At 66.7% G+C, this 26,906-nt stretch carries 20 protein-coding genes and 1 tRNA gene; 11 read left to right on the top strand and 10 right to left on the bottom strand.

Translation table 11 applies throughout. From position 1 onward, the window contains the following. Positions 1–113 precede the first annotated feature (113 nt). The 5 genes from BKA24_RS02180 (at position 114) to BKA24_RS02200 (ending at position 4,249) form a co-directional block, all read left to right on the top strand. The gene (locus BKA24_RS02180; protein WP_067121084.1) at positions 114–326 is read left to right on the top strand and encodes a YHS domain-containing protein; all 213 of its coding nucleotides are present in this window, start codon (positions 114–116) and stop codon (positions 324–326) included. A 62-nt stretch (positions 327–388) separates the two neighbouring features. After that, a complete protein-coding gene (locus BKA24_RS02185) occupies positions 389–1,594 on the top strand; it encodes an FAD-dependent oxidoreductase (protein ID WP_067121082.1) in 1,206 nt (401 codons plus the stop codon). Positions 1,595–1,612: 18 nt separating this feature from the next. Further along, a complete protein-coding gene (locus tag BKA24_RS02190) occupies positions 1,613–3,787 on the top strand; it encodes a heavy metal translocating P-type ATPase (protein ID WP_221417263.1) in 2,175 nt (724 codons plus the stop codon). Positions 3,788–3,805: 18 nt separating this feature from the next. After that, on the top strand, positions 3,806–4,120 hold the full coding sequence (locus BKA24_RS02195) for a metal-sensitive transcriptional regulator (RefSeq protein ID WP_067121078.1): 315 nt from the start codon (positions 3,806–3,808) through the stop codon (positions 4,118–4,120). Between the two features lie 58 nt (positions 4,121–4,178). After that, positions 4,179–4,249: transfer RNA gene (locus tag BKA24_RS02200), tRNA-Cys, on the top strand. 29 nt (positions 4,250–4,278) lie between these two features. On the opposite strand, the gene BKA24_RS02205 is transcribed toward BKA24_RS02200, so the two are convergent. The 3 genes from BKA24_RS02205 to BKA24_RS02215 all read right to left on the bottom strand — a co-directional run bounded on the left by BKA24_RS02205 (position 4,279) and on the right by BKA24_RS02215 (position 6,306). Further along, complete coding sequence (locus tag BKA24_RS02205) at positions 4,279–5,118, bottom strand: F510_1955 family glycosylhydrolase (RefSeq protein WP_082914452.1); 840 nt, start codon at positions 5,116–5,118, stop codon at positions 4,279–4,281. Between the two features lie 71 nt (positions 5,119–5,189). Beyond that, the gene (locus BKA24_RS02210) at positions 5,190–5,801 is read right to left on the bottom strand and encodes a DUF305 domain-containing protein (RefSeq protein WP_067121076.1); all 612 of its coding nucleotides are present in this window, start codon (positions 5,799–5,801) and stop codon (positions 5,190–5,192) included. Between the two features lie 79 nt (positions 5,802–5,880). Continuing rightward, positions 5,881–6,306 carry a DUF6153 family protein gene (locus BKA24_RS02215; RefSeq protein ID WP_067121074.1) on the bottom strand — a complete coding sequence of 142 codons (426 nt, stop codon included), beginning with the start codon at positions 6,304–6,306 and terminating at the stop codon, positions 5,881–5,883. Positions 6,307–6,435: 129 nt separating this feature from the next. Here BKA24_RS02215 and BKA24_RS02220 point away from each other — a divergent pair, with 129 nt between their 5' ends. Further along, positions 6,436–6,822: a four-helix bundle copper-binding protein gene (locus BKA24_RS02220; RefSeq protein WP_067121088.1), complete on the top strand. Its 387-nt coding sequence runs from the start codon at positions 6,436–6,438 to the stop codon at positions 6,820–6,822. A gap of 45 nt (positions 6,823–6,867) precedes the next feature. Here the strand turns inward: BKA24_RS02220 and BKA24_RS02225 are convergent, their stop codons facing one another. Further along, positions 6,868–7,809, bottom strand: a complete 942-nt coding sequence (locus BKA24_RS02225) for a cation diffusion facilitator family transporter (protein WP_067121073.1) — start codon at positions 7,807–7,809, stop codon at positions 6,868–6,870. Positions 7,810–7,902: 93 nt separating this feature from the next. On the opposite strand from BKA24_RS02225, the gene BKA24_RS02230 reads away from it, so the two are divergent. From BKA24_RS02230 to BKA24_RS02240, 3 genes are read left to right on the top strand one after another with little or no spacing between them, the layout of a single operon-like run. Beyond that, positions 7,903–8,508, top strand: a complete 606-nt coding sequence (locus tag BKA24_RS02230) for a TetR/AcrR family transcriptional regulator C-terminal domain-containing protein (protein WP_067121071.1) — start codon at positions 7,903–7,905, stop codon at positions 8,506–8,508. 48 nt (positions 8,509–8,556) lie between these two features. Next, on the top strand, positions 8,557–8,937 hold the full coding sequence (locus tag BKA24_RS02235; protein ID WP_067121069.1) for an ArsR/SmtB family transcription factor: 381 nt from the start codon (positions 8,557–8,559) through the stop codon (positions 8,935–8,937). Beyond that, complete coding sequence (locus tag BKA24_RS02240) at positions 8,934–10,157, top strand: MFS transporter (RefSeq protein WP_101305188.1); 1,224 nt, start codon at positions 8,934–8,936, stop codon at positions 10,155–10,157. Before BKA24_RS02235 ends, BKA24_RS02240 begins: the two co-directional genes overlap by 4 nt. Before the next feature lie 282 nt (positions 10,158–10,439). Here BKA24_RS02240 and drmC read toward each other — a convergent pair whose 3' ends face one another. From drmC to BKA24_RS02260, 4 genes are read right to left on the bottom strand one after another with little or no spacing between them, the layout of a single operon-like run. Beyond that, positions 10,440–11,150, bottom strand: coding sequence for a DISARM system phospholipase D-like protein DrmC (gene drmC, locus BKA24_RS02245; RefSeq protein WP_184214648.1), 711 nt, complete (start codon positions 11,148–11,150; stop codon positions 10,440–10,442). Beyond that, positions 11,140–13,170 (bottom strand): DUF1998 domain-containing protein, encoded by a 2,031-nt coding sequence (drmB, locus tag BKA24_RS02250; protein WP_184214650.1) that lies wholly within the window; start codon positions 13,168–13,170, stop codon positions 11,140–11,142. The genes drmC and drmB overlap by 11 nt, the downstream gene beginning before the upstream one ends. Then, positions 13,170–16,883: a DISARM system helicase DrmA gene (gene drmA, locus BKA24_RS02255; RefSeq protein WP_221417264.1), complete on the bottom strand. Its 3,714-nt coding sequence runs from the start codon at positions 16,881–16,883 to the stop codon at positions 13,170–13,172. The genes drmB and drmA overlap by 1 nt, the downstream gene beginning before the upstream one ends. Before the next feature lie 60 nt (positions 16,884–16,943). Next, a complete protein-coding gene (locus BKA24_RS02260; RefSeq protein WP_184214652.1) occupies positions 16,944–18,209 on the bottom strand; it encodes a recombinase family protein in 1,266 nt (421 codons plus the stop codon). Between the two features lie 316 nt (positions 18,210–18,525). On the opposite strand from BKA24_RS02260, the gene BKA24_RS02265 reads away from it, so the two are divergent. Both BKA24_RS02265 and BKA24_RS02270 read left to right on the top strand, forming a co-directional pair. Next, positions 18,526–19,185, top strand: coding sequence for a DNA methyltransferase family protein (locus BKA24_RS02265; RefSeq protein WP_184214654.1), 660 nt, complete (start codon positions 18,526–18,528; stop codon positions 19,183–19,185). Between the two features lie 19 nt (positions 19,186–19,204). Further along, positions 19,205–19,546, top strand: coding sequence for a hypothetical protein (locus BKA24_RS02270; protein ID WP_184214656.1), 342 nt, complete (start codon positions 19,205–19,207; stop codon positions 19,544–19,546). Between the two features lie 17 nt (positions 19,547–19,563). Here BKA24_RS02270 and BKA24_RS02275 read toward each other — a convergent pair whose 3' ends face one another. Both BKA24_RS02275 and drmD read right to left on the bottom strand, forming a co-directional pair. Further along, positions 19,564–23,619: a DNA methyltransferase gene (locus BKA24_RS02275; protein ID WP_184214658.1), complete on the bottom strand. Its 4,056-nt coding sequence runs from the start codon at positions 23,617–23,619 to the stop codon at positions 19,564–19,566. Then, complete coding sequence (gene drmD, locus BKA24_RS02280) at positions 23,619–26,768, bottom strand: DISARM system SNF2-like helicase DrmD (protein ID WP_184214660.1); 3,150 nt, start codon at positions 26,766–26,768, stop codon at positions 23,619–23,621. Before drmD ends, BKA24_RS02275 begins: the two co-directional genes overlap by 1 nt. Between the last annotated feature and the right edge of the window lie 138 nt (positions 26,769–26,906).

Consider the following 26,906-nt stretch of genomic DNA (forward strand, 5'->3'; position numbering starts at 1 on the left):
CCCCACCTGTTGTCATACCCGTACAGGGTATAGCCTGGAGGGGTTCGGACGCAGACAAACGAGGCAGCGACGACGGCTGCCGCCCCGGACCCACATCACGGAGAGCAACGGATATGAGCCACGACCATCACCACGAAGCACCCGCCGGCACCCCCGCCGATGACATCGTCACCTGCCCGGTGATGCCCGGCAGCACCGTCAGCAAGAGCACCGCGGAAGCCCAAGGCCTCTACCGGGACTACGACGGGCAGCGGTACTGGTTCTGCTGCTCCGCCTGCGGCCCCCTCTTCGACGCCGACCCCGCCAAGTACGCCACGGCCGCCTAACCGACCACAGGCCGGGGATACCGGTCACCAGCCCCCACATTCGCGAGACGCAAGGAGCAACATTGTCACCCCAGAAGGTCCTCATCCTGGGAGCCGGCGCCGCCGGCGCGGCCGCGGCGCGCGTTCTTCACGGTTCCGGCACGGTGAGCGTCACCCTCGTCGACCGCACCGGACAGGCCCCGTACAACCGCACCCTGGTCAACAAGGGGGTCGCGATCGGGCTGCTCACCCCGGAACAGGTCGTCACCCCCGGGGTGGAGGTCATAAGTGACACCGCGGTCGAGGTCGACCCACAGGGAAAGACCGTGCGGCTCGCATCCGGCCGGATCGAACCGTACGACGCGCTCCTCCTCGCCACCGGCAGCACCCCCCGCTTGCTGCCGGACACGCTGCCCGGCCTGACCGCCGCCACGGAGGCAGGACGGGTCACCACCCTGCACTCCCTGGAAGACGCGGTCGCCGTCCGCGACCTCCTGGGCACGCTTGGCCGCCCCGCGCAGATCGTCATCTCCGGTGCCGGTCTGGTCGCGGCCGAGACCGCCACGCTGCTCCGCGACCGTGGACATCAGGTCACCCTCCTCGCCCGCGCGACCACCCCCGGGGTCAGCGTGTTCGGCGCCGGCGCCGCGGAGCGCCTCGCCGCCGCGCACCGGGAGCACGTGGACGTCGCGTTCGGCCGCACCCTCACCGCCGTCACTGACACCGGCACACAGCTCGAGCTCGCCTTGGACGACACCACACAGCTGACGGCGGATCTGCTGATCATCGCCCACGGAACCACCCCGACCGGCCCCGCCCCTTGGGAAGACGGGGTCATCGTGGACGGGAAGCTGCGCACCGCCACCCCCGGCGTCTACAGCGCCGGCGGGGTCGCCGCACACTATGACACCACCCTGGGCGCCTGGCGCATCGATCACTGGTCGGACGCGGCCGCGCAGGGTGAACATGCCGCACGCACCATGCTCGCCGACCTCGGCGCCGGCACCCACCCGGGCGACTACCAGCCCCGCGCCCCCTTCACGGCAACCGTGCACGGCATGATGGTCGCCGGTGCCGGGATCACCGGGGGTCACACCTCCGCACGCATCGACACTACCGACCCGCTCCTGGTCGTCCACGAGCATGACGGTGTCCCCGTCGGGGTGCTCGGGCTGGACGCCGTGCCCGCGGTGTTCGGGTGGATGCCGAACCTTCATACTCCTGCCGCGACCGATCCGCAGGACCTCGCCTCCGCGGGAACCGCGACGGCAGACTCACACCAACGCTAGGCACAGGGAAGTGAACCGATGACTGACCCGCACGCACACCACACCGACCACCCCACCGGCAAGGCCGCCACCGCCACCGGGGGAGACACCCGCCACGGCGACCACACCCCCGAGCCGCCCACCCAGCACGACACCCACACCGGCCACGGCACGCAGGCCAGCCACGGGGACCACGCAGGTCACGATGGTGGTGGCCACGGCGGCGGGCACGGTGGGCACGGGGATCACGTCGGCCAGTTCCGGCGACTGTTCTGGATCAACCTGATCATCGCCGTCCCGGTCGTGGCGTTCTCCCCGATGTTCGCGATGATCCTCGGCTACACCGTCCCCGACTGGGCACTGTTCATCGCCCCCGTCCTCGGCACCGTCATGTACGCGTGGGGCGGGTGGCCGTTCCTGACCGGTGCGGTCAGCGAACTCCGCTCCCGCAAACCCGGCATGATGCTGCTGATCGGTCTGGCCATCACGGTCGCGTTCTTCGCGTCCTGGGGCGCCACCCTGGGCCTGCTGCACCACGAGCTGGAGTTCTGGTGGGAGCTGGCGCTGCTGATCGTGATCATGCTGCTCGGTCACTGGATCGAGATGCGCTCCCTCGCCCAGACCAGCTCCGCGCTGGACACCCTCGCGGCGCTGCTCCCGGATGAGGCAGAGCGCGTCGAAGGGGACCAGATCGTCAAGGTCTCACCCGCCGACCTGCAGGTCGGGGACGTGGTGGTGGTCCGCCCCGGCGGCAGCGTCCCCGCCGACGGGAAGATCGTCGACGGCCGCGCCGACATGGACGAGTCCATGGTCACCGGTGAATCCCGCCCCGTCGCCCGCGGCACTGGCGACCCCGTTACCGCGGGCACCGTCGCCACAGACTCCGGCCTTCGCGTGGAGGTCACCGCCACGGGGGATGAGACCACCCTCGCGGGTATTCAGCGGCTGGTCACGGAGGCACAGAACTCGTCCTCTCGGGCGCAGCGGATCGCCGACAAGGCGGCGGCGCTGCTGTTCTGGTTCGCGCTGGGCGCCGCCGCGATCACCGCGGTGGTGTGGACTGTCGTCGGCAATCCCGATGCGGCGGTCGTGCGCACCATCACCGTGCTGGTCATCGCCTGCCCGCACGCGCTGGGCCTGGCGATCCCGCTGGTGGTGTCCATCGCCACTGAGCGCGCCGCCCGTGGCGGGGTGTTGGTGAAGGACCGGCTCGCGCTCGAGAGCATGCGCACCGTCGACACCGTGCTGTTCGACAAGACCGGCACCCTCACCAAGGGCGAGCCCACCGTCTCCGCCGTGGAACCGGTCGGTGACCTGGACGCTGACCAGGTGCTCGCGATCGCCGCGGCGGCCGAGGCCGACAGTGAGCACCCGCTCGCTAGGGCCATCGTTCGCGCCGCGAAGGACAAGAACCTGACCCTGCCGAAGGCGACCGGGTTTTCCTCTTCCCCGGCGGTCGGTGTCACCGCGACCGTCGACGGTGCGGAGATCCGTGTCGGCGGTCCCCGTCTGCTCGAGGACGTCGGTGCCAGCGAGGTCGACATGGCGGACGCGTGGCGTAGCGAGGGCGCGATCATCCTGCACGTGACCCGGGACGGAAAAGTCATCGGCGGGCTCAAGCTCGCCGACGAGATCCGCCCCGAGTCCCGTGAAGCCGTCGATGCCCTGCACAAGCTGGGTGTCCAGGTGGTCATGATCACCGGCGACGCCGAAGCCGTCGCGAACGCCGTCGGCGCCGAGCTGGGCATCGACCGGGTCTTCGCGCACGTGCGCCCGGAGGACAAGTCCAGCAAGGTCGCCGAGCTGCAGAAGGAGGGCCGCAAGGTCGCGATGGTGGGCGACGGCGTCAACGACGCCCCCGCCCTCGCGCAGGCCGACGTCGGCATCGCGATCGGCGCCGGCACCGACGTCGCGATCGCGTCCGCCGGGGTCATCCTCGCGAGCTCCGACCCGCGCAGTGTGCTGTCGGTGATCCAGCTGTCGCGTGCGGCGTACCGGAAGATGAAGCAGAATCTGTGGTGGGCTGCCGGGTACAACCTGATCTCCGTGCCGCTCGCCGCCGGCGTGCTCGCCCCCATCGGGTTCGTCCTGCCGATGTCGATCGGTGCGATCCTGATGTCCCTGTCCACCGTCGTGGTCGCCCTGAACGCGCAGCTGCTGCGCCGCATCGACCTCAGCCCCGAAGCCAGCACCCGCGCAGCGCTGGACAGCTAAACCCGAAGGAACCCGGCCATGACCACACCCGCACCCGACACCGCTCACGCCCCCCACGGGTACATCACCGACAAAGACCGATACCTGAACCGGCTCAAGCGGATCGAAGGTCAAGCGCGGGGCATCTCGAAGATGGTCGATGAAGAGAAGTACTGCATCGACATCCTCACCCAGATCAGCGCTCTGACCAGCGCCCTGCAGGCCGTGGCCGTCGGGCTGCTTGACGACCACCTGAAACACTGCGTGCTCGACGCGGCGCGCATGGAGGGTGACCAGGCGGAGCAGAAGATCAAGGAAGCCAGCGACGCGATCGCCCGTCTGGTCCGGTCCTAACCGGACCAGACGGGCGATCCCACGCTGCTGCGTCCACGTCCCCGGTAAGGGGACACTCGGTGCCTTGGCCGAGCGGTCAGGCAACGGCCTGCAAAGCCGTCTAGACGGGTTCGACTCCCGTAGGCACCTCGCATACGGCCCGTCGCGTGCCCGGCGGGCTATCCGGGCAGAATCGTGATGCCGCTGGTCTCGTCGACGATCACGATGCGGCCCGCGGCGTCCATACCGACCGCCTGCACCCGGCCGTCCACGCGACCTGCCGGCTCCCAGCTCGCGGCACCGGCTCCGGTCACCCAAATCTGCCCATCGGTGCCGACACCGACCACCTGAGTCCGGTCGGCCGCAGCCCCCAACGTGTACAGCAGCGGCGCTTCGGGCCACGCCGCGAAGGACGCACCGCCGTCCGTGCTGATCTGCACACCCTCTTCGGTGGCCGCGATCACCCGTCCGCGACCGTCGACGGCGAGACTGGCCGCTACCAGATCCGCACCGGTAGGTTCCCAGGTCAGCCCGGCGTCGTCGCTGCGGATCACGTCGCTGACGTCCGTGGCGATGGCGTACACCGTGTCATCGGCGCCGGCGGCGAGGGCGTGGAAGTCTTTCTCCCCACCGAACACCACCGACTCCCAACTCACCCCTGCGTCGGTGCTGCGCATCACGCCCAGGTTCGGTGCCCCCCACTCGGCGGGGCTTCCGGGGCCGGGGTGACCGGACGCGATCAGTGTCTGCGAAGTGGCGGTGAGTCCCATCGCGTCGAAGCTGTCCGTGCTGACCCGGCCACCCCACTCCCCGGTGTCGGTGACCTCGTAGATGCCTTCATGCGTTCCCAGGAGAAGCTGGTCAGTGTCCGGGGCGACGACCACCGCGTGGACATGGCTCGGTACCCCGGTGCGCCCGTCCCCAGCCGGCGGCGACGTCGGAGTGTCCGCGCACCCCGCCAGCATCAGGAGGGCGGAAGCAGCGGCGCCCGCCGCCAGTGTCTTCGTATGGACGTGCATACGCGTACCTCCGCGTTCGAAGAGTGGGGGCACCGCGCATGGCAGCGGCGCCCCCACTCGACGGATCGGGCTCAGAGCTGGCCGAGCAGATCCTGCATGGTCTCGATCTCCGCGGACTGTGTATCGACCACGGCTTGCGCGAGCGCCAACGCGTCCGCGTTCTTCCCGTTGGCGAGTTCGGTCTCGGCCATCTCGATCGCCCCCTGGTGGTGGGCGATCATCTGCTCCAGGAACAGGGGTGCCGCCTCGGCCCCGGACGCCGACTCCAGCGCCGCCATGTCCTCGTCAGACATCATCCCGCCGCCGTGCTCCATCTCACCCATGTCCATGTCGTCACTGGACACGCCCCACTCGGCGAGCCATCCCTGCATCGTCTCGATCTCCGGCTGCTGGGCGTCCTTGATCTGCTGAGCCAGATCCAGCACCCGCTGATCAACGTCGCTCTTGGCGAGGATCATGTCGCTCATCTCGACGGCCTGCTCGTGATGCGGGATCATCATCATCGCGAACATCGAATCCGCCATGTTGAAGTCCGCCTCCGCCGATTCCGACGGGGCCGACGACGACCCACCATGATCCATTCCAGGCATGCTGCCTCCGTTGTCCGCGCAGCCGGCCAGGAACAGCACCGCTGCCAGCGGTACGGCCGCGACCGCTGCCAAACGCATCTTCTTGTTCATCATCAGTCCTCTCAAACACTCGTGAAACCCGCGTACGGGCAATGAACCTCACCCCCGCCCCAGAGGGCAGGGACAGTGCGTGTCACGTTCGGCTGATCGACAGCTCCAGGAGTGAGGGAGGCCGGTCCGGGGCCGGCCGGCACCGCGTCACCGGCGGACGCAATGCATGCCGCTCCCACACAGACGACCATGCGGCGCGGGGGACCAGCAGCACGAGGGCGGCTGCCAGCAACGCCAGCACGCACATCATCATCAGAACGTCATGGCCCCCGCTCGGGCTGCACGACGCGCACGCCTCCGCATCCTCATCGCCGGTCGCGGGCGCCGACGAGTGGTGAGGTGCCCCGCCCGGCATCTCGACATTCTCCGAGGTCGTAGGGGCGGTGTGTCCCGAGGAGATCGTGTGCATCCCCATCAACCCGACGATGACCGCTGCAGCGAAGCACACGGCAACCAGCCACCGCACCGGGTGCGGCAGCCGCAGGCGCAACGCGGACAGGCCGATCATCCCGTCCAGCCTACCGTCCGTACCATACCCCCGCACCGTAACCCAAGGGGGTCGCCGGCATCCGGAACAGCGACGTAACGTAACCCCCTCACCGATTCAAAGGAGAAGGCCGTGACCGTCACCGCCCAAATGTTCGACACCCACCCCCGAGCCAACGACATCGCCAACCGAGACGCGCTCCTGGCCTGTATCGACGCGTGCCTCGAGTGCGGCCAGGCTTGTACGACCTGCGCCGACGCCTGTCTCAGCGAGGAGATGGTCGCCGATCTGACCACCTGCATCCGTCTGAACCAGGATTGCGCCGACCTCTGCGACACCACCGCGCGCCTGCTCTCTCGCCACACCGGCACGGACACCACCGTGCTTCGTGCCGCGCTGGAGGCGTTGCGCGCAGCGTGCGCCGCATGCGCCGCCGAGTGCGACACCCACGCGGACATGCACGAGCACTGCCGGGTCTGCGCCGACGCCTGCCGCCGCTGTGAACAGGCCTGCACTAACCTGCTCGCGACGCTCTGACACCCTTCCTCCGCCGACCGCTACCGCGGCGCTGGGGGGCCCGGCTCAGCGGTGGCGGACAAGGGCTGGCTCGTCCTCGGTGAGGTGCGCGGTCTCGATCTGGAAGGTCGAGTGCTGAATCGACACCGGGAAGTGACCGGCCACGCATTCGCGTACCTCGTGCAACACCTCCGCGGCATGCCCGTCGGTGAAGCACTCATCCTCGACCACCACATGCGCGGTCAGGGTGGGCAGGCCAGTGGCGACCGTCGATGCGTGCAGGTCGTGCACGTCGGTGACGTGTTCGAGCTCAAGGATGTGCCGGCGTACCTCGTCCAAGTCGAGCCCGGCAGGGGTGAACTCCATGAGCACCCGGGTGGTGTCGCGCATCAAAATGATCGCGCGCGGCACGATCAGTCCCGCGATCAGGAGCCCTGCAATCGCGTCGGCCTGCTGGAACCCGGTCGTGGCGATCACAATCGCGGCCACGATCACCCCGAGCGAGCCGAGTGCATCGTTGATCACCTCCAGGAACGCTGCCCGCATATTGAAGTTCGCGCCGCGGCTCGAGGAGAGGATCACGATCGCGATCACATTCGCCGCGAGGCCGACGATGCCGAACACGAGCATCTCTCCCGCGGCGACCTCCGGCGGCTCGAACAGGCGTCGGATACCTTCGACGGCGGCGTAAGTGCCCACCACCAGCAGCAGTGCGGCCTGCCCGAGTGCGGCGATCACCTCGATGCGTCGGAATCCCCAGGTCCGCTTCGGATTAGCCGGCCGCAGCATCAGCGTCGCCGCGATCAGCGCGACCAGCAGACCGGACGCGTCGGTGATCGCGTGTGCGGTGTCCGTCAGCAGCGCCAGGCTGCCGGTGACGATGGAACCGATCGCCTGCGCGATCACGATCGTCGCCGTCAGGCCGAACGCGATCCACAGTCGTGCTCGGTGATCCCCGGGCGCTCCTGCCTCGGTAGTCGGTGCACCGTGGTTGTGACCCGCACCCATGTCCCACTCCTTACTTGGTCAGTGACCAATTTCCTTGATCGGTGACCAAGATACTACAGTGTTGGTCACTGACCAAGCTCGGAGGAGAGACCTGTGGCCGACCGACTATCCCGCCGCGACGTCATCCACGCCGCCTTGGCCCTGCTCGATCGCGGCGGGGCGGACGCCATCACCCTCCGTGGGATCGCCCGACATCTCGACGTTCACCTCAACTCGGTGTCGCTGCAGGTGGGGAGCAAAGCGCGCCTCTTCGACCTGATGGCAGACGCCATTCTCGGCGAGCTCTCCTTCGACGACCTCCCACACCCGCCGATCGACCGGGTCAAAGAGATCTTCCGCCGCTACCGCCAGGTCCTTCTGAACCACCGCGACGGCGCACATCTCGTCTCGGGTACGAGGGTCTCCGAAACCAACACCCTGCGGCTAGGGGAGGCGGTGATTGCCGCGCTGCTCGATGCCGGCGTCGACCCCGACCTCGCCGTCACCACCTTCTGGAGCCTCAACTACCTCGTGGTCGGACTCGTCCACGAAGAACAGACCACCCCCGAGGACGGCGCCCACCGCTTCGAGCAGGAACTCGCCGCACATTCGTTCCCCGCACTCACCAGCGTCCGCGATCTCTTCCTCGACGACAACGCCGCCGCACACCTTGAATTCGGCATGGACGCGCTCCTGCACCGCGCCCGCCACCTCGACTGAGCATCATCGTCAGCGGCGAGCCATCCCTCCATATGGAAGAATCTGCGTATGAATGCAGATAACGTGACATGCGGCCGCGACCCCGACAGCCTCTACGTAGAGCTCGCCGTCGAGGTCTTCGCGATGCTCGCTGACGCCACCCGCGTGCGGATCATCCTCGCGCTCGAGGGAGCCGGGGAGTTGTCCGTGAACCACATCGCCGACATCGTCGACAAGTCACCCGCCGCCGTCTCCCAGCATCTCGCCAAGCTGCGCCTGGCCCGTATGGTCACCACCCGACAAGACGGCACCCGCGTGTTCTACGCCCTCGCCGACGAACACGCGCGCCAGCTGGTCACGGACGCGATCTTCCAAGCCGAGCACTCCCTCGGTGGCGCCGCCCCGCACCACCACGCCGGAGCCGACGCCAGCCGCCCTGTGGCGCCATGATCACCGTCTTACGCAACGGCACCTACCGGGCGCTGTTCTTCGCCCAGGTCATCGCCCTTGTCGGCACCGGCCTGCTCACCGTTGCCCTCGGACTGCTCGCGTTCGAGATCGCCGGAGATGCCGCCGGATCGGTGCTCGGCACCGCGTTGACGATCAAGATGGTCGCCTACGTCGGCGTCGCACCCCTGGTTGCAGCGCTCGTGGACAGGCTCCCCAAGAAGGCCGTTCTGGTCGGCGCCGACGCCGTTCGACTCGCGATCGCGTTCACCCTGCCCTTCGTCCAGGACACCTGGCAGATCTACGTGCTCGTGTTCGTGCTGCAGTCCGCGTCCGCGACCTTCACCCCCGCCTTCCAATCACTCATCCCGAGCGTGCTGCCCGACCCCCAGCAGTACACTCGTGCCCTCGCGCTGTCACGCCTCGCCTACGATCTCGACTCGATCCTCAGCCCCGTCATCGCCGCAGCCCTACTTGCCGTGATCAGCTACAACAACCTGTTCGTGGGCACCGCCGTCGGCTTCGCCGCCTCCGCCACCCTCGTCCTCATCGCCCGCCTTCCCGCACACGTACCCGATGCGTCCACCGGCACGTTCTGGGAGCGGCTGCCAACCGGGCTGCGCGTGTTCGCCCGCACGCCCAGCCTCCGCTTCCTGATGGCCGCCAACGTGGTCGTCGCGGCCGGCACCGCTATCGTCCTGGTCAACTCCGTCGTCTACACCAAAGGCGTGTTCGACCTGGATGACACCGCCCTCGCCCTCGCCCTCGGCGCGTATGGGGTCGGTTCCCTGATCATTGCCCTCAACGTCCCGTGGATCGTCGACCGCATCGGTGTCTTGTGCGCCATGAGCATCGGTGCCTGGACGCTTGTTTCGGGTCTGATCGCGGCCATCGCGATGACGATTATCGCCACGACCACGGGAGAGGGCTGGTGGATGCTGCTTGCCACCTGGGCGTTGCTCGGTGCCAGTACCTCGCTGATTAACACCCCTTCGTCACGGCTTCTAGCCGACGCGTCCACCCCCGCTAACCGCAACCTGGTATACACCGCACAATTCGCACTTTCGCACGGCTGCTTTCTGGTTAGCTACCCGATCGCGGGCTGGCTCGGTGTCATTGGACTGCCCATCGCGGCTAGCGCGCTGCTCGGATTCGCCATCGTCGGCGTTACCGCCTTGGCTGTGCTGTACAAACCAGCAGGTACCGTCGTCACCACTCTGTAAACGATGAGCTGCGAGCACATGTTTCTGGCGGGTGTCGTCAGCTCGAACCGCGATGGACAACTCGAGGAGTAGACACACGCGTTGGACGCGGACACTTTAGCCGCGATTCCTCGGTCTCGTCGAGTCGTCGTGGACATCTCTGAGCGGTTCCTACAGCCGAGTGTAGGTTTTGTTTGAAGTTGTCCATTTCGCAGATGAAATGTCCACCACCTGTCCATCTGGACATTTCGGCGGCACGGCCGCCGACGAGCGATTACCTCGCAACGAGGTGACGGGTGCAGATCAGGCGTTGATGAGCTCGTAGAGCGACCCGTGCTTGCTCGTCATCATTGCCTCGACGGACGTGGCGAGGGCGCTGTCGCGGACGAGGATGCCGAACTCGACGTTTCGGTTCTCGGCTGAGTAGCTGAAGTTCGCGCTGGTGATCAGGAGCAGCTCGTGGTCGACCACGATGAACTTCGCGTGGCTCACGACCAGCTTGCCGTTCGGCAGGACCGCTGACCGGTACACCGTGGCTTGTGGGAGCTGCACCTTGATCGTCGTGGCGTCAGCGACCGCAGCGTCGACGTAGACGGTGACGACGACACCTGGCTGCTCCGATGCCGCCTTCAGTGTCGTCCACATCCGAGACGTGTCCTGGAAGTTGTAAGTCGCGGCCGTGACCGATTGTCGTGCAGAACCGACGATGCGGTGGAACTCGCTGGTCAGACGGCCCGTGTTGGCTTCGTTGCCAGGCATCGTCCATACCGGAACCAGCTCCCGCAGGACAGTCTTGGCTCCGGCAATGGCTCGCAGCACACTGACGGAACGTTCGCGGGCGCCAGGCTCAAACCCGCAGGCGGCGAGGAGTTCCTTCGCCTGGTCGCGTCGGCTGATCGCGATCTCGCGCACGGCGACGCTGACGGGCGTACCGAGTTCGAACTGCAGCGCGAGCCGTTCCGCTTCGGTGGCGGTCAGGAAGCTGCCGAGTTGGTTGAGCGGGTCAGAGGCCATGGGTGCTGCCGAAGAACCCGGGGACGACCGGGCCTTTCGCGGTGGGGAGGTCGAGGAGGAACCGGCGGTCCAGGAATCGGTTGGCCTTCTCGCAGGAGGTCTCGGAGGCGAAGGCGCAGGTGTGGCAGGCCGCACCGTGGAGGAAGTCCTCCGGGTCCGATGGGGTGCGTTGGGCGCAGACCGGGTCGGAGGAGCACCGCGCGGCCCGGCGCAGCGCCGCTAGCACGATGCTCTGGAGCTTTACCGGTTCCGACAGCGCCACCAGACCGCCGAGCGTTCCGTCGCTGTCGGATGCAGTCGTACAGATGAGCAGCCCCGCGGCCGCCTCACGCCCGGGCTCTTCCCGCCAGGCGTATATGCGCTCGGTGAGACTGGCGGCGCCGTAGCCGGAGTACATTGCCATCTCGCGAATGAGGATGTGCGACAGCGTGTGGACGAGCCAATACCGGGGACCGGGCAGTCGGGTGTCGGGATTTACGGCGGCGGCGGTCTCGGAAAAGCGCCGAGTGAAGTTGCGACGGTGCGCCTCGACGTGGGAGTTCCACAGCGGGGTGGACTCGATGTGTCGTTCCCACTGCCCGACGGCGTCGAGGTCGAGTTGCAAGAAGATGCCTTCGCCGCGGTCTTCGGTTGCAGGTACCCAGGAGGGCTTGCCGTTCCGGGTGAGTTCGACCAGGCGTGAGGCGACGTCGTTGACCCGGTCCATCTCATCGAGGCGGGTGAAGCCAAGCACCGCGTTGACCTTCTTCATCCGGTTGACTCCGACAACGCGGTGAATGCGCGGGTGCAGATCCGGGCCGCGCTGCATCTCGGTGACCATCAGCCCGGTGTTGTTCTGCTGTTCGGGGAACAGCGTCGGCTTCTGGAGGTAGCGCCACTCGGGGATGAGCAACTCGATCGGGTCCCAGTTGGCGCGGCGCTCCTCTCGGTCCGCCTCGGACTCCGGCGGTGCGATCACGTCTGCGATGGCAGCAGCGATGTCGGCGTCGGTGAGCCCGGCGACGTCGATGTTGCGCGCCCCAGCCAGGGCGCGGATCACCGCGATCTGGTCGGCGAACTGCCGGATCTGGTCGATGCCGAGTTCGACGCGGAGATGGTCGGCAAGTGCTTCCTTCTGCTCGGCGTCCGAGCGCGGCATGACGATGATGCTCTGCGTTGAGGGGAACCACAGGTTCGAGGCGCCCATCATGATGAGCGCGGGCTGCGCCCTGCAGCCGGGAAAGAACGCGCCGAGGTGGGGATGGCGTCCGCGGCACGTCTGGGGCAGTTTGAGCCGCCCCTTCGCCCCCTGGGCTTCCGCCATGCCGCGTGTGGCGTTGCACGACTGGCAGATGATCGTCGAGCCGACGCTCTTGCCGACGTTGGCGTCGCGCATCTTGAGGTCGGGGTTCTCAGCGTTCGGGCACTTCTGACCCCGGTGAACCCAGAGGGTGTAGGGAAACTCGTCGAGGTGTCCGTTGGTACAGGTCAGCAGGTGCTGTGCGGGGACGGCCGGACTGCCCTCGCGGCGCCCCCGTCCGCCGCGGCCAGGGCAGGGCTTGTGGGTGAACTGGGCGACGTCTGGCCGGAACGGATGCGTGTTCGTGTAGGTGAACCGGGGGAGCGGGCCGAGGTAGTCGCAGCCGGTGCATCGGAACCACTGCGGGAACACCCGCGCGGGAAGGCCGAGGTCCGAGCCCTCGGTCGACATCGAGCCCTTCTTGGGCTGCCACGGGAACGGCCGCAGCGCGTCGACCTGGGGGCCGAGGTGCAGACGGACGACGTTGAGTAAGCGCGGTTCGAGGATCGTCGGGACGACCTCGCGGCGCTTCCAGATCGGCTCCCAGTCGTCGAGTCCGGCGGGCATGACCGAGAAGTTCGGCAAGTCCATGATCGCGCCAGGACCGTAGGTGTACAGGAGCGAAGAAGGACGCGCGGACCCGACCTTGGCTCGATTCTTCGCGAGGCCTTCGTCCGCGTCGCCGAGCGGGTCGAGGGCGTCGTTGTTGTCGGCCAGTGGCGTGGTGGTGGTGTCGGTCATCAGTCGTCCTCCCCGGTGGGCAGCGCCCAGTTGTCAACGCCTTCGGGAGTTCTCGCGAAGAGTCGGTCTGGTACGGGCGAGACGAGAATGTTGATCTCCGGCTGCACTTCGCGCATCGAGTTGGCGATCACGAACGGCGCTTCACTGGAACTGCCAACTTTGGCGCGGTGGTTTTCGGGGCTGATAATGAGCGGCAGGTACTTGTCGCCCTCGCCAGTGCGCTCGTAGACGAGTGTCTGGTGCCGCTCGCTGGCATACCCGGCGCGGCTTGTCCACCGGTCGACCCGGTTCGTCAGTAGGTCGCTGGCCTTCTTCGTGAGGTCATCGTCCTGCGACGCGGCGAGAATCCGCGCCTTCAGCCGGTCGATGATCCCGACGACTGCGGGATGCTGTGAGGCGATCTTGCCCGCCTCACGCTCGGGCGATAGACCGTCGGCGATAGTCGCCTGGGCGACGCGCGCGGCGCTAACCAGTAGCCCGTCGATGCCTCGCTCCAGCGAGGTCGGCGAGAACGGCGTGACGGAGAGTGCCTCGACCTGCTTGTAGAAGGTGTCGTGGTAGTGCCGGAACTGCTCGAAGTGGGCGAGGTCGCGTGGCCGCGCCCAGTTTCCCAGCGACACGACCAGGCCCGGGCGTGTCGCGTCGCGGCCCACTCGCGATGACGCCTGGATGTACTCGGCGGTGTTCTTCGGCTGGCCGACCACGAGCATGAGCCCGAGGCGCTGCACGTCCACGCCAACCTGGAGCATCGACGTGGCGAGGACGACGTCGAAGGGGGCGTCCCCGTCGCGCTTGGGGGCGACCTTGTCTTCTCGGCGCAACGCGATTCGTGCCTGGAACGCCGCGGTCGTGTCATAGCCCGGGTCGAACTCGAGCCCGAGCTTGTCGAGGGTCTTGCCGATGTCGGCACCTGAGATCCGTGACGTCAGCTCCGCCACGTTGAGGTTTCCGAACGTGGTGCCATACCGCCGCGGGAATCCGGAGTCGCGGCGGGGGTTGCCTACCCGCGTACTGACGTCGTCATCGACATAGCGGCGCATGCCGGCCAGCTCCCGCGTGGCGTTGAAGTACCCGACGAGAGTCATGTATGGGTCTGCCTCGATCCCAGTGCGGTCGAGCAGCAACTGGCCTGCAAGTAGCAGCACCTCGGCGAGGCGAATCTCGGCGCTCGACAGGCGCACGCCCGGCGCGCTGACGCCGACGTAGCGTCGGCCGGGATTCTGCTCGGAGACTTCGACTTCGCGCGAGAAGAAGGTGTCGGCCACGTCGAGCACCTGCGGCGGGAAGATCTCCACCTTGCGGCCGTAGAGCTGCCGTACCTGCTCGACCGCGTTGCGCACGGTGGCCGTCGAGGCGACGATCAGAGGCTTGACCGGTTTGCCCTCGGGCGTCTCCCACGAGCACAGCGTCTCGATGGCGACCTCGAACAGACCAACGGCCGTGCCAAGCGCCCCGGTGATGAGGTGCAACTCGTCCTGGATGATCAGGTCCGGCGGGCGCAGGCGCCCGACCGACATGACCGTCGCGGCGGGGTGACCGTTGTTCGCCGGGTGCGACTGCACGGTGCAGCCTGTGTAGTCGGGGTGGACGTAGCCGTGCCGCCCGCAGCGCCTGCTCACGAACCCGAACAGCGAGGCGGCCTCGCCCTCGCGCGCGAGCCGTGCGAACTTGTCGACGGTCGCGATGACGAATGCCGGTGTGAGTCGGTAGATCTCCTCGTCCACGGTGAGCACCGGGAGTCCCTCGGGAACGCCGCCTCCCTTGGAGAACGGGCACCGGCCCAGCTCGTCACCGCAGTGCACGAACACCCGGCGACTGGTGGCGTCACCCTTCACGTTCGCCGGGGTGATCTCGGTCCCGCACCACGGGCAGCGCTGAATCTGAAGGACCGTCAGGCGGTGCGAAGCACCATCGTTGACCTTCTTGAGCTGCTCGTCAGCTTCCTCGAACCGCTTCGGACTGACGTCGGTGCCGACCCAGAGGCCGATGCGGAACGGTTCGGTTCCCCAGGTCTCTTCGTCCTCGCGGCGAGCGAGTTCGGCGGCGCAGACGAGTGCGGTCGCACGCTGGAACTGCTGCGCCGTCAGCAGGCGCAGCGTGTATCGCATCAGCACCGATACGCCATCGCTGCCGTTCAGAGCACCGTCGATCGACTGCACGACCGCCTGCCGACGGCGGATTGCGAACGTGTAGGCGGCCAGGCCCAGGTACGCCTCAGTCTTGCCACCACCTGTCGGGAAGAAGAGCAGCTCCACGCGGGCCTGATGCTCCGCGCTGCGCAACGCGGTCGTCGGGTCGGTCAGCGACCCGAGCTGCATGAGAATGAACGCGAGCTGGAACGGACGCCACGACGCGACGGGCTTTCCGTCAGCCTCGGCCGATTCAAGGTCCTGCCGCGCCTGCGCGATCGGCAGTGCCGAGTCGGACTTTCGCGCTTCGGCGACCTGGGAAGCGAGGCGCTGATCGCGCATGACCCTGTTCATGAACTGGAAGCACTGAAGCCCAGTGGCGTCGGAGGCGACGAACTCCAGCCCGTCGACAAGGCGTTGGTGCGCCTGCCGCGCCTCCCACAGCACCACATCGGCGATCTCTTGCAGGTGCTCGGGAAGCTGTGCCGCCACCCCTTCCTGCCGGTCGAGCCACGCCCCATAGCCGGAGACCAAGGGAGCAAGCCCGGCGCGCAACTCGTCAGAACCGACGGAGGCCAGCGTCTTCATCGACAGCGTCGCACCCTCAACCTCGCCGGCCCTAGTCTGCGGAGTCTCGGCCTTCGGCAACCACGTCGTCGACACCGACGTCGCGCGCCGCGAACCCTTGCGCACAACCCAGTCGGCCGAGCAGGTGCGGCCGATCGCGAACTCGAGCCGGTCCTTGTACTGGAGGTCGAGCCGCCGCACCTCGTCGTCGTGCTCGGGCCAGTCCTGTTCCAGCACGTCTCGCACCGGCAAGAATGCCTCAGCGCCACCGGCGTCGATGAGAAGCTTCGTCTGGAACATCCACATGTTCGACGGGATAGGAAGTGGCGTCTCGCGGTCGTTGCACAGCGCGATCTCCACGAGCACCCGACCAAACTCGGCGTCGTCGTAGCGATCGATCCGCAGGCAGATCGCATCGCGCAACACAACCGTCTCGGTGCGACCGGGAGTCAGCGCAGCGAGAGTGATGGTCCGGGTTTCCTCGATCGGCGAGCGCTGGTACTTCCGAATGGGTCGCCCGGCCTTCGACACGTCGTCGGTCTCGACCGTCTCGTAGGTGCCCCACGACGCCGTGACGTGGAACGACTCGAGATCGCTGGGCACCTGGAATCGCAGCCCCATCGACGCCGGGATCATCAACCCTTGCTTGGGTGCGCGGTCCTCGACGTCGTCCTCTTCGGCATCCGCCTCGCTCTCGTCGGCCGCAACCGTCGGGACTCCGCGCCCTTCGGTCACACCGTCCTCGTCGAGACGCACCTCGGCCAGGTCGTCGGCGTCGTCCTGGTCGAGTCCCGAGCCATCGGTGGTCGTGAGTTTGACCGGCGCGATCAGCCCGACGAGGTACATCTGCTTCGGGCTGAACGGGAGCAGTTCTTCGTCTCCGTGGATCGGCCCCAGCAGCTCGCGTTCCAAGATGTCCACAAGGTTCTCGCGCACGCCGAACGACGTGCCGTCGGTCGGGAAGTTGAGCACGTAGCCCGAGTCCGCTGGGGTGGGCGCGTCCGTGCTCTCTGCCATGGGCACCAGTCTGCCGCAGACCACTGACGTTGATCGGTGTCGGCCACGCGGATGTGGCTGTTACGACGACCACGTCAACAACACTCGCTCCTCGTCGAAGTAGCGACCGACGACGCCGCGTCGGATCACGAGCGTGTCCAACTGAGACACGAGCACCGCGCGCCGTGCCATGTCGTCATGGCCGGCGCGTGCCCATGCGTCGTCGACTGTGAGGTCGCCGATGAGTTCGTTGGCGCGCTCGATGAGGAGCCGGTCGATCAGGTAGTCGTCGAGCGCGGTGCGTCCGATCGTCTGGCGGCACTTCGGGCAGTAGAGCACGGGTCGCTTCTGGTTCGTGCCGCGGCAGAGGTGCACCGCGCACTCAGCGCACCGGGCCACGCGCGACAGGAACGCGCTCGTGGACTGGCGCTCGGCCTTCTTCCGGGCCTGAGGCACGGTCCGGGCGTCAAGCAACCGCTGCAAGGTCGCAAACTCCTCGGTCGTGATGATGGCGAGCGCCCGGCTGACGACCGGCCGTCCTCGTTCGTCTCGAAGCACGGCGAACGGGTCGACCCGCTTGGCGCTCTTGGCGCGGCCCGGGTTGTGCGGGGTCATCCCGGCCAGCACGGGGTTTCTCAGGAGGCCATCGACGGTCTGCCTGTTCCACGACGTGCTGCCCGATGTCCGCTCGGTGCGTCGCGCGGGAAGCGGGGCTCCGCTGTCAGTGAGCCAGGTAGCGATCGCGTTCACTGTGTCGCCGCTCAGTGCCTTGGCAACCGCGTCGGAGAGCCACCCGATTCGCTCGTCGTCCTTCACCAGCACACGGCCGGGACCGTCGGGGTTCGACACGGACTGATATCCATACGGGATGCCACCGCCGGGCCATCGGCCATCCTTGAGGATCTGTGCGCGGGCCGCTCGCACCCTGGCACGGATGGCTTCGGCTTCCATCTCGCCGAAGACCGCGAGCATGACCGCGAAGGCGCGGCCCTGGGGACTTGTCATGTCGATCGGGTCCTCTACGGCGACCAAACCAGCGCCGCGCTTCTGGAGGGTCTCGTCGGCGTGGAGGAAGTCGAGCACCCGACGGGCGAGCCGGTCGACCTTCCAGATGATGACGGCATCGAAGTCACGAGCAGCGAGCAGCGACTTCCACCCGTGACGCTCCTCGGGCCGGTTGGACGTGGCAGAGACACCGTCATCGACGAACTCGCCGACGATCTCCCACCCGCGGGCTTCGGCGTAGCGGCGGCAAGACTGGAGCTGACGAGCGATAGAGACGGACTCCTCCTTGGTGACACTGAGGCGGGCATACAGGACGCAGCGGCGTGCTTTGCTAAGGTTCATCGGGCCAGCGCATCGGCCTTGCCGTCGCAGTGCCACCTCGCTCTTGCAGGCAAACGGCACACTCGGCCTCATCGCGACGAACACAGTCGCCCAGGGCGACTCTCGCGAGGTCGGACTCGACGCGATGGTCGCTGCCGGGTTCACGATCACACGCGCAATCCAGAGTCGCTCGTGGCCCGCAGCGAGCGCCAACCTCGAGTACGCGGCAGTGTGGGGCACCCGCGGCTCTGTGAACGACGAACTGCCTCGCGTAGCCGATGACGTCAGCGTTCGACGGATCAGTACCCTCCTAGAGGCCTCTGGTCGCGTGGACGGGATGCCAGAGCGTCTTGCCGAGAACTCTGGACTGGCCTTCATCGGCTGCTACGTCTTGGGCATGGGTTTCGTCTTGGAGCCTGAAGAGGCGCAAGAGTGGATTGCCGCCGATGCTCGCAACGCTGAGGTGCTGTTCCCGTATCTCAACGGCGAGGACCTAAACCAGCGACCCGATGCATCTGCCTCGCGCTGGGTGATCGACTTCAATGACTGGTCCGAGGAGCGAGCACGCGCGTACTCGCTCCCGTACTATCGGCTCGTCGAACGCGTGAAGCCGGAGCGACAGCGCCTCAAGCCCGACGGTGAGTACGCGCTTCGTAGACCTTTGCCCGAGCGGTGGTGGCAGTACGGAGAGAAGCGGCCGGCCCTCCGCAAGGCGATCGCGGACTTGTCTGAGGTGTTGGTCATCGCGCTTGTGAGCAAGACCGTGATGCCTATGCGCGTGGCGTCTGGGCAAGTTTTCAGTCATGCACTTGGAGTCTTCGCGTCCGATGACTACGGCGTGCAGGCAGTCTTGTCATCGAGCCTGCACCAGCTCTGGGCAATCACCTACGGATCCGGCATGAGGGAACGATCCCAGGTACACGCCTTCCGACGTCTTCGAGACATTCCCGCGTCCCGACACCACGACCGACATCGCGGAACTCGGGCTGGTGCTTGACGGTGAGCGTCGGGCAATCATGATGCGCAGGGACTTTGGTCTCACGAAGCTCTACAACCTAGTCAATGATCAGGCGGTGGGCGCGGGCGCGGACAGTGATGTTGATCGTATCCGTGAGCTGCACGTCGAGCTCGACCGCGCAGTGCTCGACGCCTACGGCTGGTCTGACATCAGCGCCGATCACGGCTTCTACACCTTCAGAAACATGCAGCGCTGGACAGTCAGTATGACCGCGCGCGTCGAGCTGTTGGATCGCCTGCTTGAAGAGAATCATCGACGAGCGCTCACCGAGCAATCAGCCGCGTCGAGCAAAGGCGGAGCCGCCACTGTCGTTGACGAGGACGGCCTCCTATTCAGATGACCCCGCTCCGAGGGTCGTCAGTCGAACAGGGTTTCCGCTCGCGGGCCGATGCCGCTCGCCGTCTTGTTCTCCGAATCCGGTTCACTGGCCGTTGCGCGCCGCTGATTCTCAAGCAGCAAACGGTCAAGGGTCTCGACACGGTCCGCCGCCCCCAAAGACCACCTTTCGACCTGACGATAGGAGTGAAAGCCGTGACTCAACCGAAGGTCCGCCCACCCGTAGGCTTCTACAGTGGCCTCGTCGATCTCGACGTGAATGTCCCTGAGATGTGAAACGTCGGGGTCAGCGTCGACTGCGGGGTTATCAACGAGGTTGTAGAGCTTCGTGAGACCAAGGTCACGACGCTGCATGATTTCCCGTCGATCCTGCTCCAAAACTCTGCCCGCCGAAGTGAGGCGCGTAGTGCTCGTGGGCATTGGGAAAGTTTCGAAGACGTCTGACGGCGTGTATCGAACTCGCGTCTCCAACGTGGATCCAAAGGTGATCGCCCAGGTTCGGTGCAGGCTCGATGACAAGACTGCCTGGGCTCCGTAGCTATCGGACGCGAAGACAACACATGCCTCACTTGGCACCGAGCCTGTCGGAATCCGCATCGGCATGACGGTCTTGCTGACACGCGCGATGACCAACACCTCAGACAAGTCCGTGATCGCCTTTCGCATCGACGGAGCCCATGCGGCGAACCGCCACCAATTGTCCCGGCGGTACGCGATCTTGACCTTCGCTCGCTCAGGCCTGACAAGCTCGCGGACACGCTGAAACGGAAGCTCGTATGTGGCCGCTTCAACTTCTTCGCGTGTGCCGAAGTCGATCACCCAACGGGACGGCGAGCTATCGGAGCGTGAGTTCAGGTCCTCGCCGTTGAGATACGGGAACAGCACCTCAGCGTTGCGAGCATCGACGGCAATCCACTCTTGCGCCTCCTCAGGCTCCAAGACGAAACCCATACCCAGGACAATGCAACCCTGGAACGCGACGCCCGAGTTCTCGGCGAGGCGAACGGGGTTGCCCTCAGCTCGTCCTTGCGCTTCCAGCAGCGTGCTGACGCGCCGAACAGCGACTTCGTCGGCGAACCGTGGGGCGTTCTCGGCGATATCGGCGCGGGTGCCCCATACGGCTGCGTACTCCAGATTGGCGCTGCTCGCTGGCCACGACCGGCTCTGGATTGCGCGCGTGATCGTGAAACCGCCCGAAACCATCGCGTCGAGTCCGACCTCGCGAGAGTCGCCCTGCGCGACCGTGTTCGTTGCGATGAGTCCGAGCGTGCCGTTCGCCTGCAACAGCGAGGTCGCACGTAGGAAGAAGTAGGCGACGAGGTCGGCACTGCCGCGGCGGCCTTCTGCCAGCACGTTGACGAACCAGTCGCGAATGTTCGTTCCCATAGCGCCGGTGAGCTTCTGGCCGCCGAGAAACGGCGGGTTGCCGATGATGGCGTCGAAGCCTCCGTGATCGACCATGACATCGGCGGCCTCGATGATCCAGTGGAGCGGCTGCCAACGGATGTAGTCGGTCTCGACGGTTGGCGTGAGTCCATGGTCGATCTTGGAGTCGAGCCAGGTGGAGTCGGCTTCGCCGCGAGCGCCGGGGTACGCCTTGCGTGCCGCTTCACGCAGGTCTTCATAGGCGGTGTCGAGCGCCCGTCCCGGCTTGCCACCAAGGGCGAGTCCGGTGGCGACGACGCCGTCGGCGAGCCTGCGGAGATCGGCCGTGACCGCCTGGAGTTGCACGAGCTGCCGCCTCTTGGCGGCCGCGGATCGGGCCGGGCTATCGTCCGATTCAACCGGAGACGCCAGGCTTTCCCGCAGTTCGATCGCGCGCTTGATGATCGAGTCTGAGTCGACCTCGAAGATGTCGAGCATTCCCTGCTGGCGATTAGCCTTGGCTGGGTCGATGTGCATGGCGCGAAGCTGACGGATGTCGGTGAGCCCGAGGAGCGAGTTGCCGACGAACACCTTGTCGTCAACGAAGGAGAACGGCAGGTCGCGATCGAGGGAGACGAGCCAAAGGGAGAGCTTGCACATCTCGATGGCCATGTCGTTGATGTCAGCCCCGTAGAGGGACTTGGCGACGACCTCGCGAACGGCGAGGTTTCGCAGGTCTTTGCGTCCCGCCCAGGCAGGGTTCTCGGCGACCCATGCCTCGACGAGCCGGTCGGCGAGAAAGCGTGCGGCTGCCACGAGGAACGCACCCGAACCGCATGCGATATCCGCAACCTTGAGCGTGAGGATGTCCGAAGGCGCCTTCAGCATCCACTCGTCCCGATTCGCAGTCTGATGCGGACCGGGGTTGTAGACGAGCGGCTCGAGTGCGTATTTGACCACGTCCTCGGCGAGCGACTTGGGCGTGTAATGCGCTCCGGCATTCTTCCGGGATGGCGTCTCCTTGACCAGGAGCGCGCCCTTGAGGACGACGAACGGTCGATTACGGAGGTCGAGCCGCATGAGCCCCAGCCAGGGCTTGACGCGTTCGCGCAGGTCGAGGTCGTCGCCGACGGCTTGGGTGAGCGCGCTCACAATGCCAGGGTCGACCGTAGCGTCGATGGCCCTGACGATGGCGGCCTCGGAGGAGGGCTTGGCAGAGGGCTGGTCGGTCTCGATCCAGGCGCGGATGGCTTTAGCGAGTTTCTTGCGGTCGCTGTGGGCGTTGGCGAGTTCCTCCAGCTTCGCCAGCGGGACTTCGGGCTCCTCCCCGCGGGTGCCGAGAATGCCAAGCACGACCTCGGGGGCGACTGTCGCGGTGTAGCCGAGCAGGCCCTCGTACATGTAGCCGATCTGCTCGACGTCGATGTCGCGGAACGAAATGCGTCGCGCGTCGCCCTTGATCTCGGCGATCTGCACGGCGCGCAGAACGTGCAGCATGACACGGTCAGATACGGTGACGCCGAGGGTCCCGACGTCGCTCGTGGCGGTCAGGAATGGGAATCGAGTCGGGTCGAACAGCGAGCCGCCGTAGGCGGGCATGCGCAGGCTCTCGAAGGTCGCGCCGCGGTAGAGGGCGTTGCTGGTGGCCAGCAGCCGGTGCCATGTGAGGGAGGTGGCGTCGAGGGCTTCCTCGCTCTCGGCCGAATCGCGGGCGACGAGCTGGTCGAGTTCGCCGGCGATGCCGTAGCCCTGATCGAACAGTTTGCCTTGTGGCAGAAGCCCGCGCTCCTCGGCGAACAGCAGGAAGACCACGCGCATCATCACCGTCACGGCAGCCTCATAGCTGTCGTGCGGGCGGTCCGGGAGTGGGTCTGGCAGACTGCGTCGCTTCGCCTCGGCCGCGGATTCGGAGAATGACTGGATGAGCAGCTCGACCGCGCGGCGCACCTGGGCACCCAGCGCCTCGGTGATCTCCTCGGCCGCAGCGACGGACTCCTCGAAGAGCACCGGGAGCCGTTCGGCCGGGTCACCGCCGATGAGGTGCTGGCGCCCCATTAAGGCCATGAATGCGTCGCGGGTACGGGGTTCCTCGGTCCAGGTGAGTGCGTCGACAACGCCTGAGGCTGCCATCGCGTTCTCGCGTGCGCACACGAGTCCCCACCAGCGGCCGTCGGTGACGATGCCGATGGGCACGCGACTCTCGCGCAGGAGCGCCTCGACGCGGTCGACTGGGTTGGCCGCCCACAGGTCTCCCGGCACTTCGCGCAGGGAGTCGACCGGGTCGATGACGTGCACGATCGCGCCGATCCCGTCGTCTCCGGCGAGGGAAGCTTGCGCGCGGACCGTTACAGCACGGTTTGGAGACTGCGCGGCGACACCCGCGAGCTCACCCCACGTGAGCGACTCGGCCCAGCCCGCGACGTCGCGCAGCACGGTCTCGATCCACTTGTCGCGGGCCGAGCGGTAGGCGTCCAGCGCGGTGTCCTGCCCGGGTCTACGGTCGTAACGCTCCCAGGCGGACTCGAAGTCTTTGCGTGCGTCGGAAAGGGTGGCCTTGCGAGGCTCGGCGAGCTGCGGCATCCCTTCTGGCCAGACGCGCTTGAGCGGTGGAATGGCGAGGAACGGGCCGTCGGTGTCGACCAGTTCGAGCCAGGCGCGGTGCAGGTCTGCCGCACTCTTGGCGGGGCGGTTGCGTACGGGTCGGCGTGCCATCAGTCGCGCCACCCGTCAGCGTCGTTGCGGGTGAGCGCGAAGACCACGGCGGCGGCGGTCGTGTGGGGTTTCACGTCGGCGTACCTGTCCTTGATCGCGGTGATCTCGCGCTCTTCTTCGTCATCGAGCTCGTCGAGGCGGCGTTGCATCGCCTCACGGTCGCGTCGCCACTGGCGCTCCTGATCGGCGTCAGTGAACAGCTGCCCGTGCGCTTCTGCCTCCTCAACGCGCAGCCGCGCCAAGGAGTCGCGGAGGTTCGCACGGAACGCGGCGAAGATGTCCTGTGCGCGTTGCACGTCCGTGGCCTCGCGGCGCTGCAGTTGCTCGGTCACCTGGGCCTGCTTGCGTTCCGCACGCGTCCGCATGGACTCCTCCAGGCGGAGGCGGAGCGGCGCGTCGGGCACATTCCACAGGTCGCAGAGCTGGTCGCGCACGCGATCGTCGGCGAGAACGAGGTATTCCTGGTCGAGCGCGGTATCAAGTGCGGCCTCCGCTCGTTCCTCGGCCATCGCGCGCCGACCGTGAAGGCGGACACCCGCGAGGAACACCTCTTCGTGGAGCCGGACGCCCCCACGGCCGACGAGCACCATCCGAGTGACTGCCGCGACGAAGGACTCGTCAAGGTCATCGACGACGACCGCCGTGACACGGCGCAGCGTGGAGTCGATGCTCCACAGCGAGCGGCGCAACAGGCGCTGCGCCTTCTGCACGATCGGGTGCCCGAGGTGCACGAACACCAGGTCCGTTCGGCCGTTGGCGGCGTCCGGGTCGAAGGTGATCGGTCGCAGCACACCCGGGTCGAGCCGAGTGTCGAGGCCGCGCAGCGTGTCACGCCATCCGGCAGTGAGGCTCGGGACGGTGAAGACCTCGGCGTCAGTGTCCTGCGCGAAGTCGTAGTTCGGGACGAGCGGCGACTGGTGGTTGATCCGCAGCGCGGTATCGACGACGCGGCGCAGGTTCGCCGGGTCGAGGTGCATCTCCGTCCGGGACGCGTCGTAGCCCTGCTCGAGCTGCGTCAGGCGGGCGTTGAGTTCCATTCCGCCGGCCAGCGCCTGGTTGATCACCTCGTTGGTGTCCACGCCCTTCGACTTCGCCTTCGTCGCGGCGCGTTCGCCGAAGTGACCTTGGATCTCTGCGCCGACGACCTGGTTGGCGGAGCCGAGGTCGTACTCCACCTGGGCAATCTTGCGGGCGATGATCTCCATGAACCGCAGGTCTGAGCCGTAGGTTGAGGACTCCCGCTCGGGGGCGAAGTGGTAGACCTCGGGCTGCTGGGTCTGGCCGTAGCGGTCGATGCGACCGATGCGCTGCTCGAGGCGCGAGGGGTTGAAGGGGATGTCGAAGTTCACCAGCCGATGGCAGTAGGTCTGGAGGTCGATGCCCTCTCCCGCGGCGTCCGTGGCGAGCAGCACCCGCACCGGCTCCCTGGACGGGTCGGCGGTGAACTGGGAGCGGATGTACTCCCGCTCCTCGGGCGGGGTCGAGCCCTGGATGACTGCTAGGCGGTCGTCGTCGTACCCCTTCTGTCGCAGCACCCGGGTCAGCCACTCCACAGTGTGGGCGTACTCGGTGAACACCACGACGCGCTCGTTCGACCAAAGCCTGCCGTCGGGGCGGCAGACGGCATCAAGGAACCGGATCAACTGGTCAAGACGGGCGTCGGCGCGACTCTCATAGCCCAGCCCCCAGTTCGCCAGGGTCTCAAGCTGGCCCGGCTCGGCGGCACTGAGCGGATCAGACGCCTTCGACTCGCGGAGCTTCTCCGACTCATCCTGCTCCCACAGGCCCTCCTCCTCGTCAGCCTGCCCCTCGCCGAAGATGTCGTCGTACTCATCCTCGGACAGCCCGCGACCCGCCTTCGAGGCGAGGTAGTTGCTCAGCGTCATCCCGAACGCGAACGGGCTGGACAGGAAGCGCTTCTTCAGCAGCATCGTCACGATGTCGCCGGTTGGCCTCGTACCGTTGAGCTTTGCGCTCTTCGTCACGATCTCATCGAGCAGGGCGAACATCCTCTGCTCGTCGTCAGCCGGATCGAACGGGATCATGCTGACCTTGCGCTTCCTAAAGCCCTTGCCAGGCAGGTCGGTCTTCAGGCGGCGGACCGTCACGTCCTTGAGCGCAGTCGAGTCGAGGTTCGCGCCACGGGCGAAGCGGCGGGGGTCGATCATCTCCATCAGTGCGGTGAATGACTCCGGGTGGCCGTTATGGGGAGTCGCGCTCAGGAACAGCCGGTGCTCGCACTTCTCGGCGAGCTGGCGCACAGCGACCGTGCGCTGGGTGTCGACGGCATACCCTCGCCCACCGGCGATTGCCGACGGGCTCGACGGCGCGACATGGTGTGCCTCGTCGACCACCAGGACGTCAAACGCGTACCGACTGCCTGTCTTCGGATTGCTCGCCTGCGCGTACACATCGCGCAACAGTCGCTGCGCCCGCACTTGCGGCAGCCACGCCATGCTCACGATCACCCGCGGGAAGATCTGGAACGGGTTGGCCTGAAGCCCGTGCGTGCGGCGCACCTCAGCCATGAGCTCTGAGTTCACGATCGTGAACTCCAGACCGAACTTCTCCCGCATTTCGTCCTGCCACTTCAGCGCCAGGCTGGGCGGGCACACGATCACCGCCGTGCGGGCGCGGTGCCGCAGGAACAGCTCCTGGACGACAAGGCCCGCCTCGATCGTCTTTCCTAGGCCCACGTCGTCGGCGAGCAGTAGGTTTGCGCGCGGTGCTCCGAGCGCGCGACGAAGCGGTTCGAGTTGGTACGCCTCGACATTCACGCCGGACCAGAACGGAGCCTGGTAGCGGTTCGGATCGGCGCTTGTCACGGCTCCCCACCGCATCGCATCGATGAAGCCCGCAAGAGTCTCCGGTTGGTCGAAGCCGTCCGCATGGATCACGTCGGGGAGCCCTTGAGCGGGCGTCACTGTGTGGCCGACTTCGAGTTCCCACACAACGCTGAGCTGCGCGCCGAGACTGCCCTCGTCAAGCGACTGCAAGTCGACGACATGGCTGAGCTGCGCGACCGCCTCGTCAGCGGGGCTTCGCGGGAGCCCCTGAGCTTGCACGTTGGAAACCGCCCACGTCGAACCTCGCACCTCGACGACCTGACCTGCCTCGGGAAGCGGTGGGGCTGTGGTGGTGCTTGACACGTGGACTACCTCTTCAACGACAGTGCGGGCTTCAGTTGACTTTCTCACATTGCCGGCGCGTGACCGCATTGGTTGGACGGTTCCGCGCACGATTCAGAGGCGGGGACGTCACCACGTCAGCTGTCCTAGTCTCGACAT

Origin of the sequence: Microbacterium marinum, from assembly GCF_014204835.1 — a bacterium.
In the GTDB taxonomy this organism is placed as follows: Bacteria; Actinomycetota; Actinomycetes; order Actinomycetales; family Microbacteriaceae; genus Microbacterium; species Microbacterium marinum.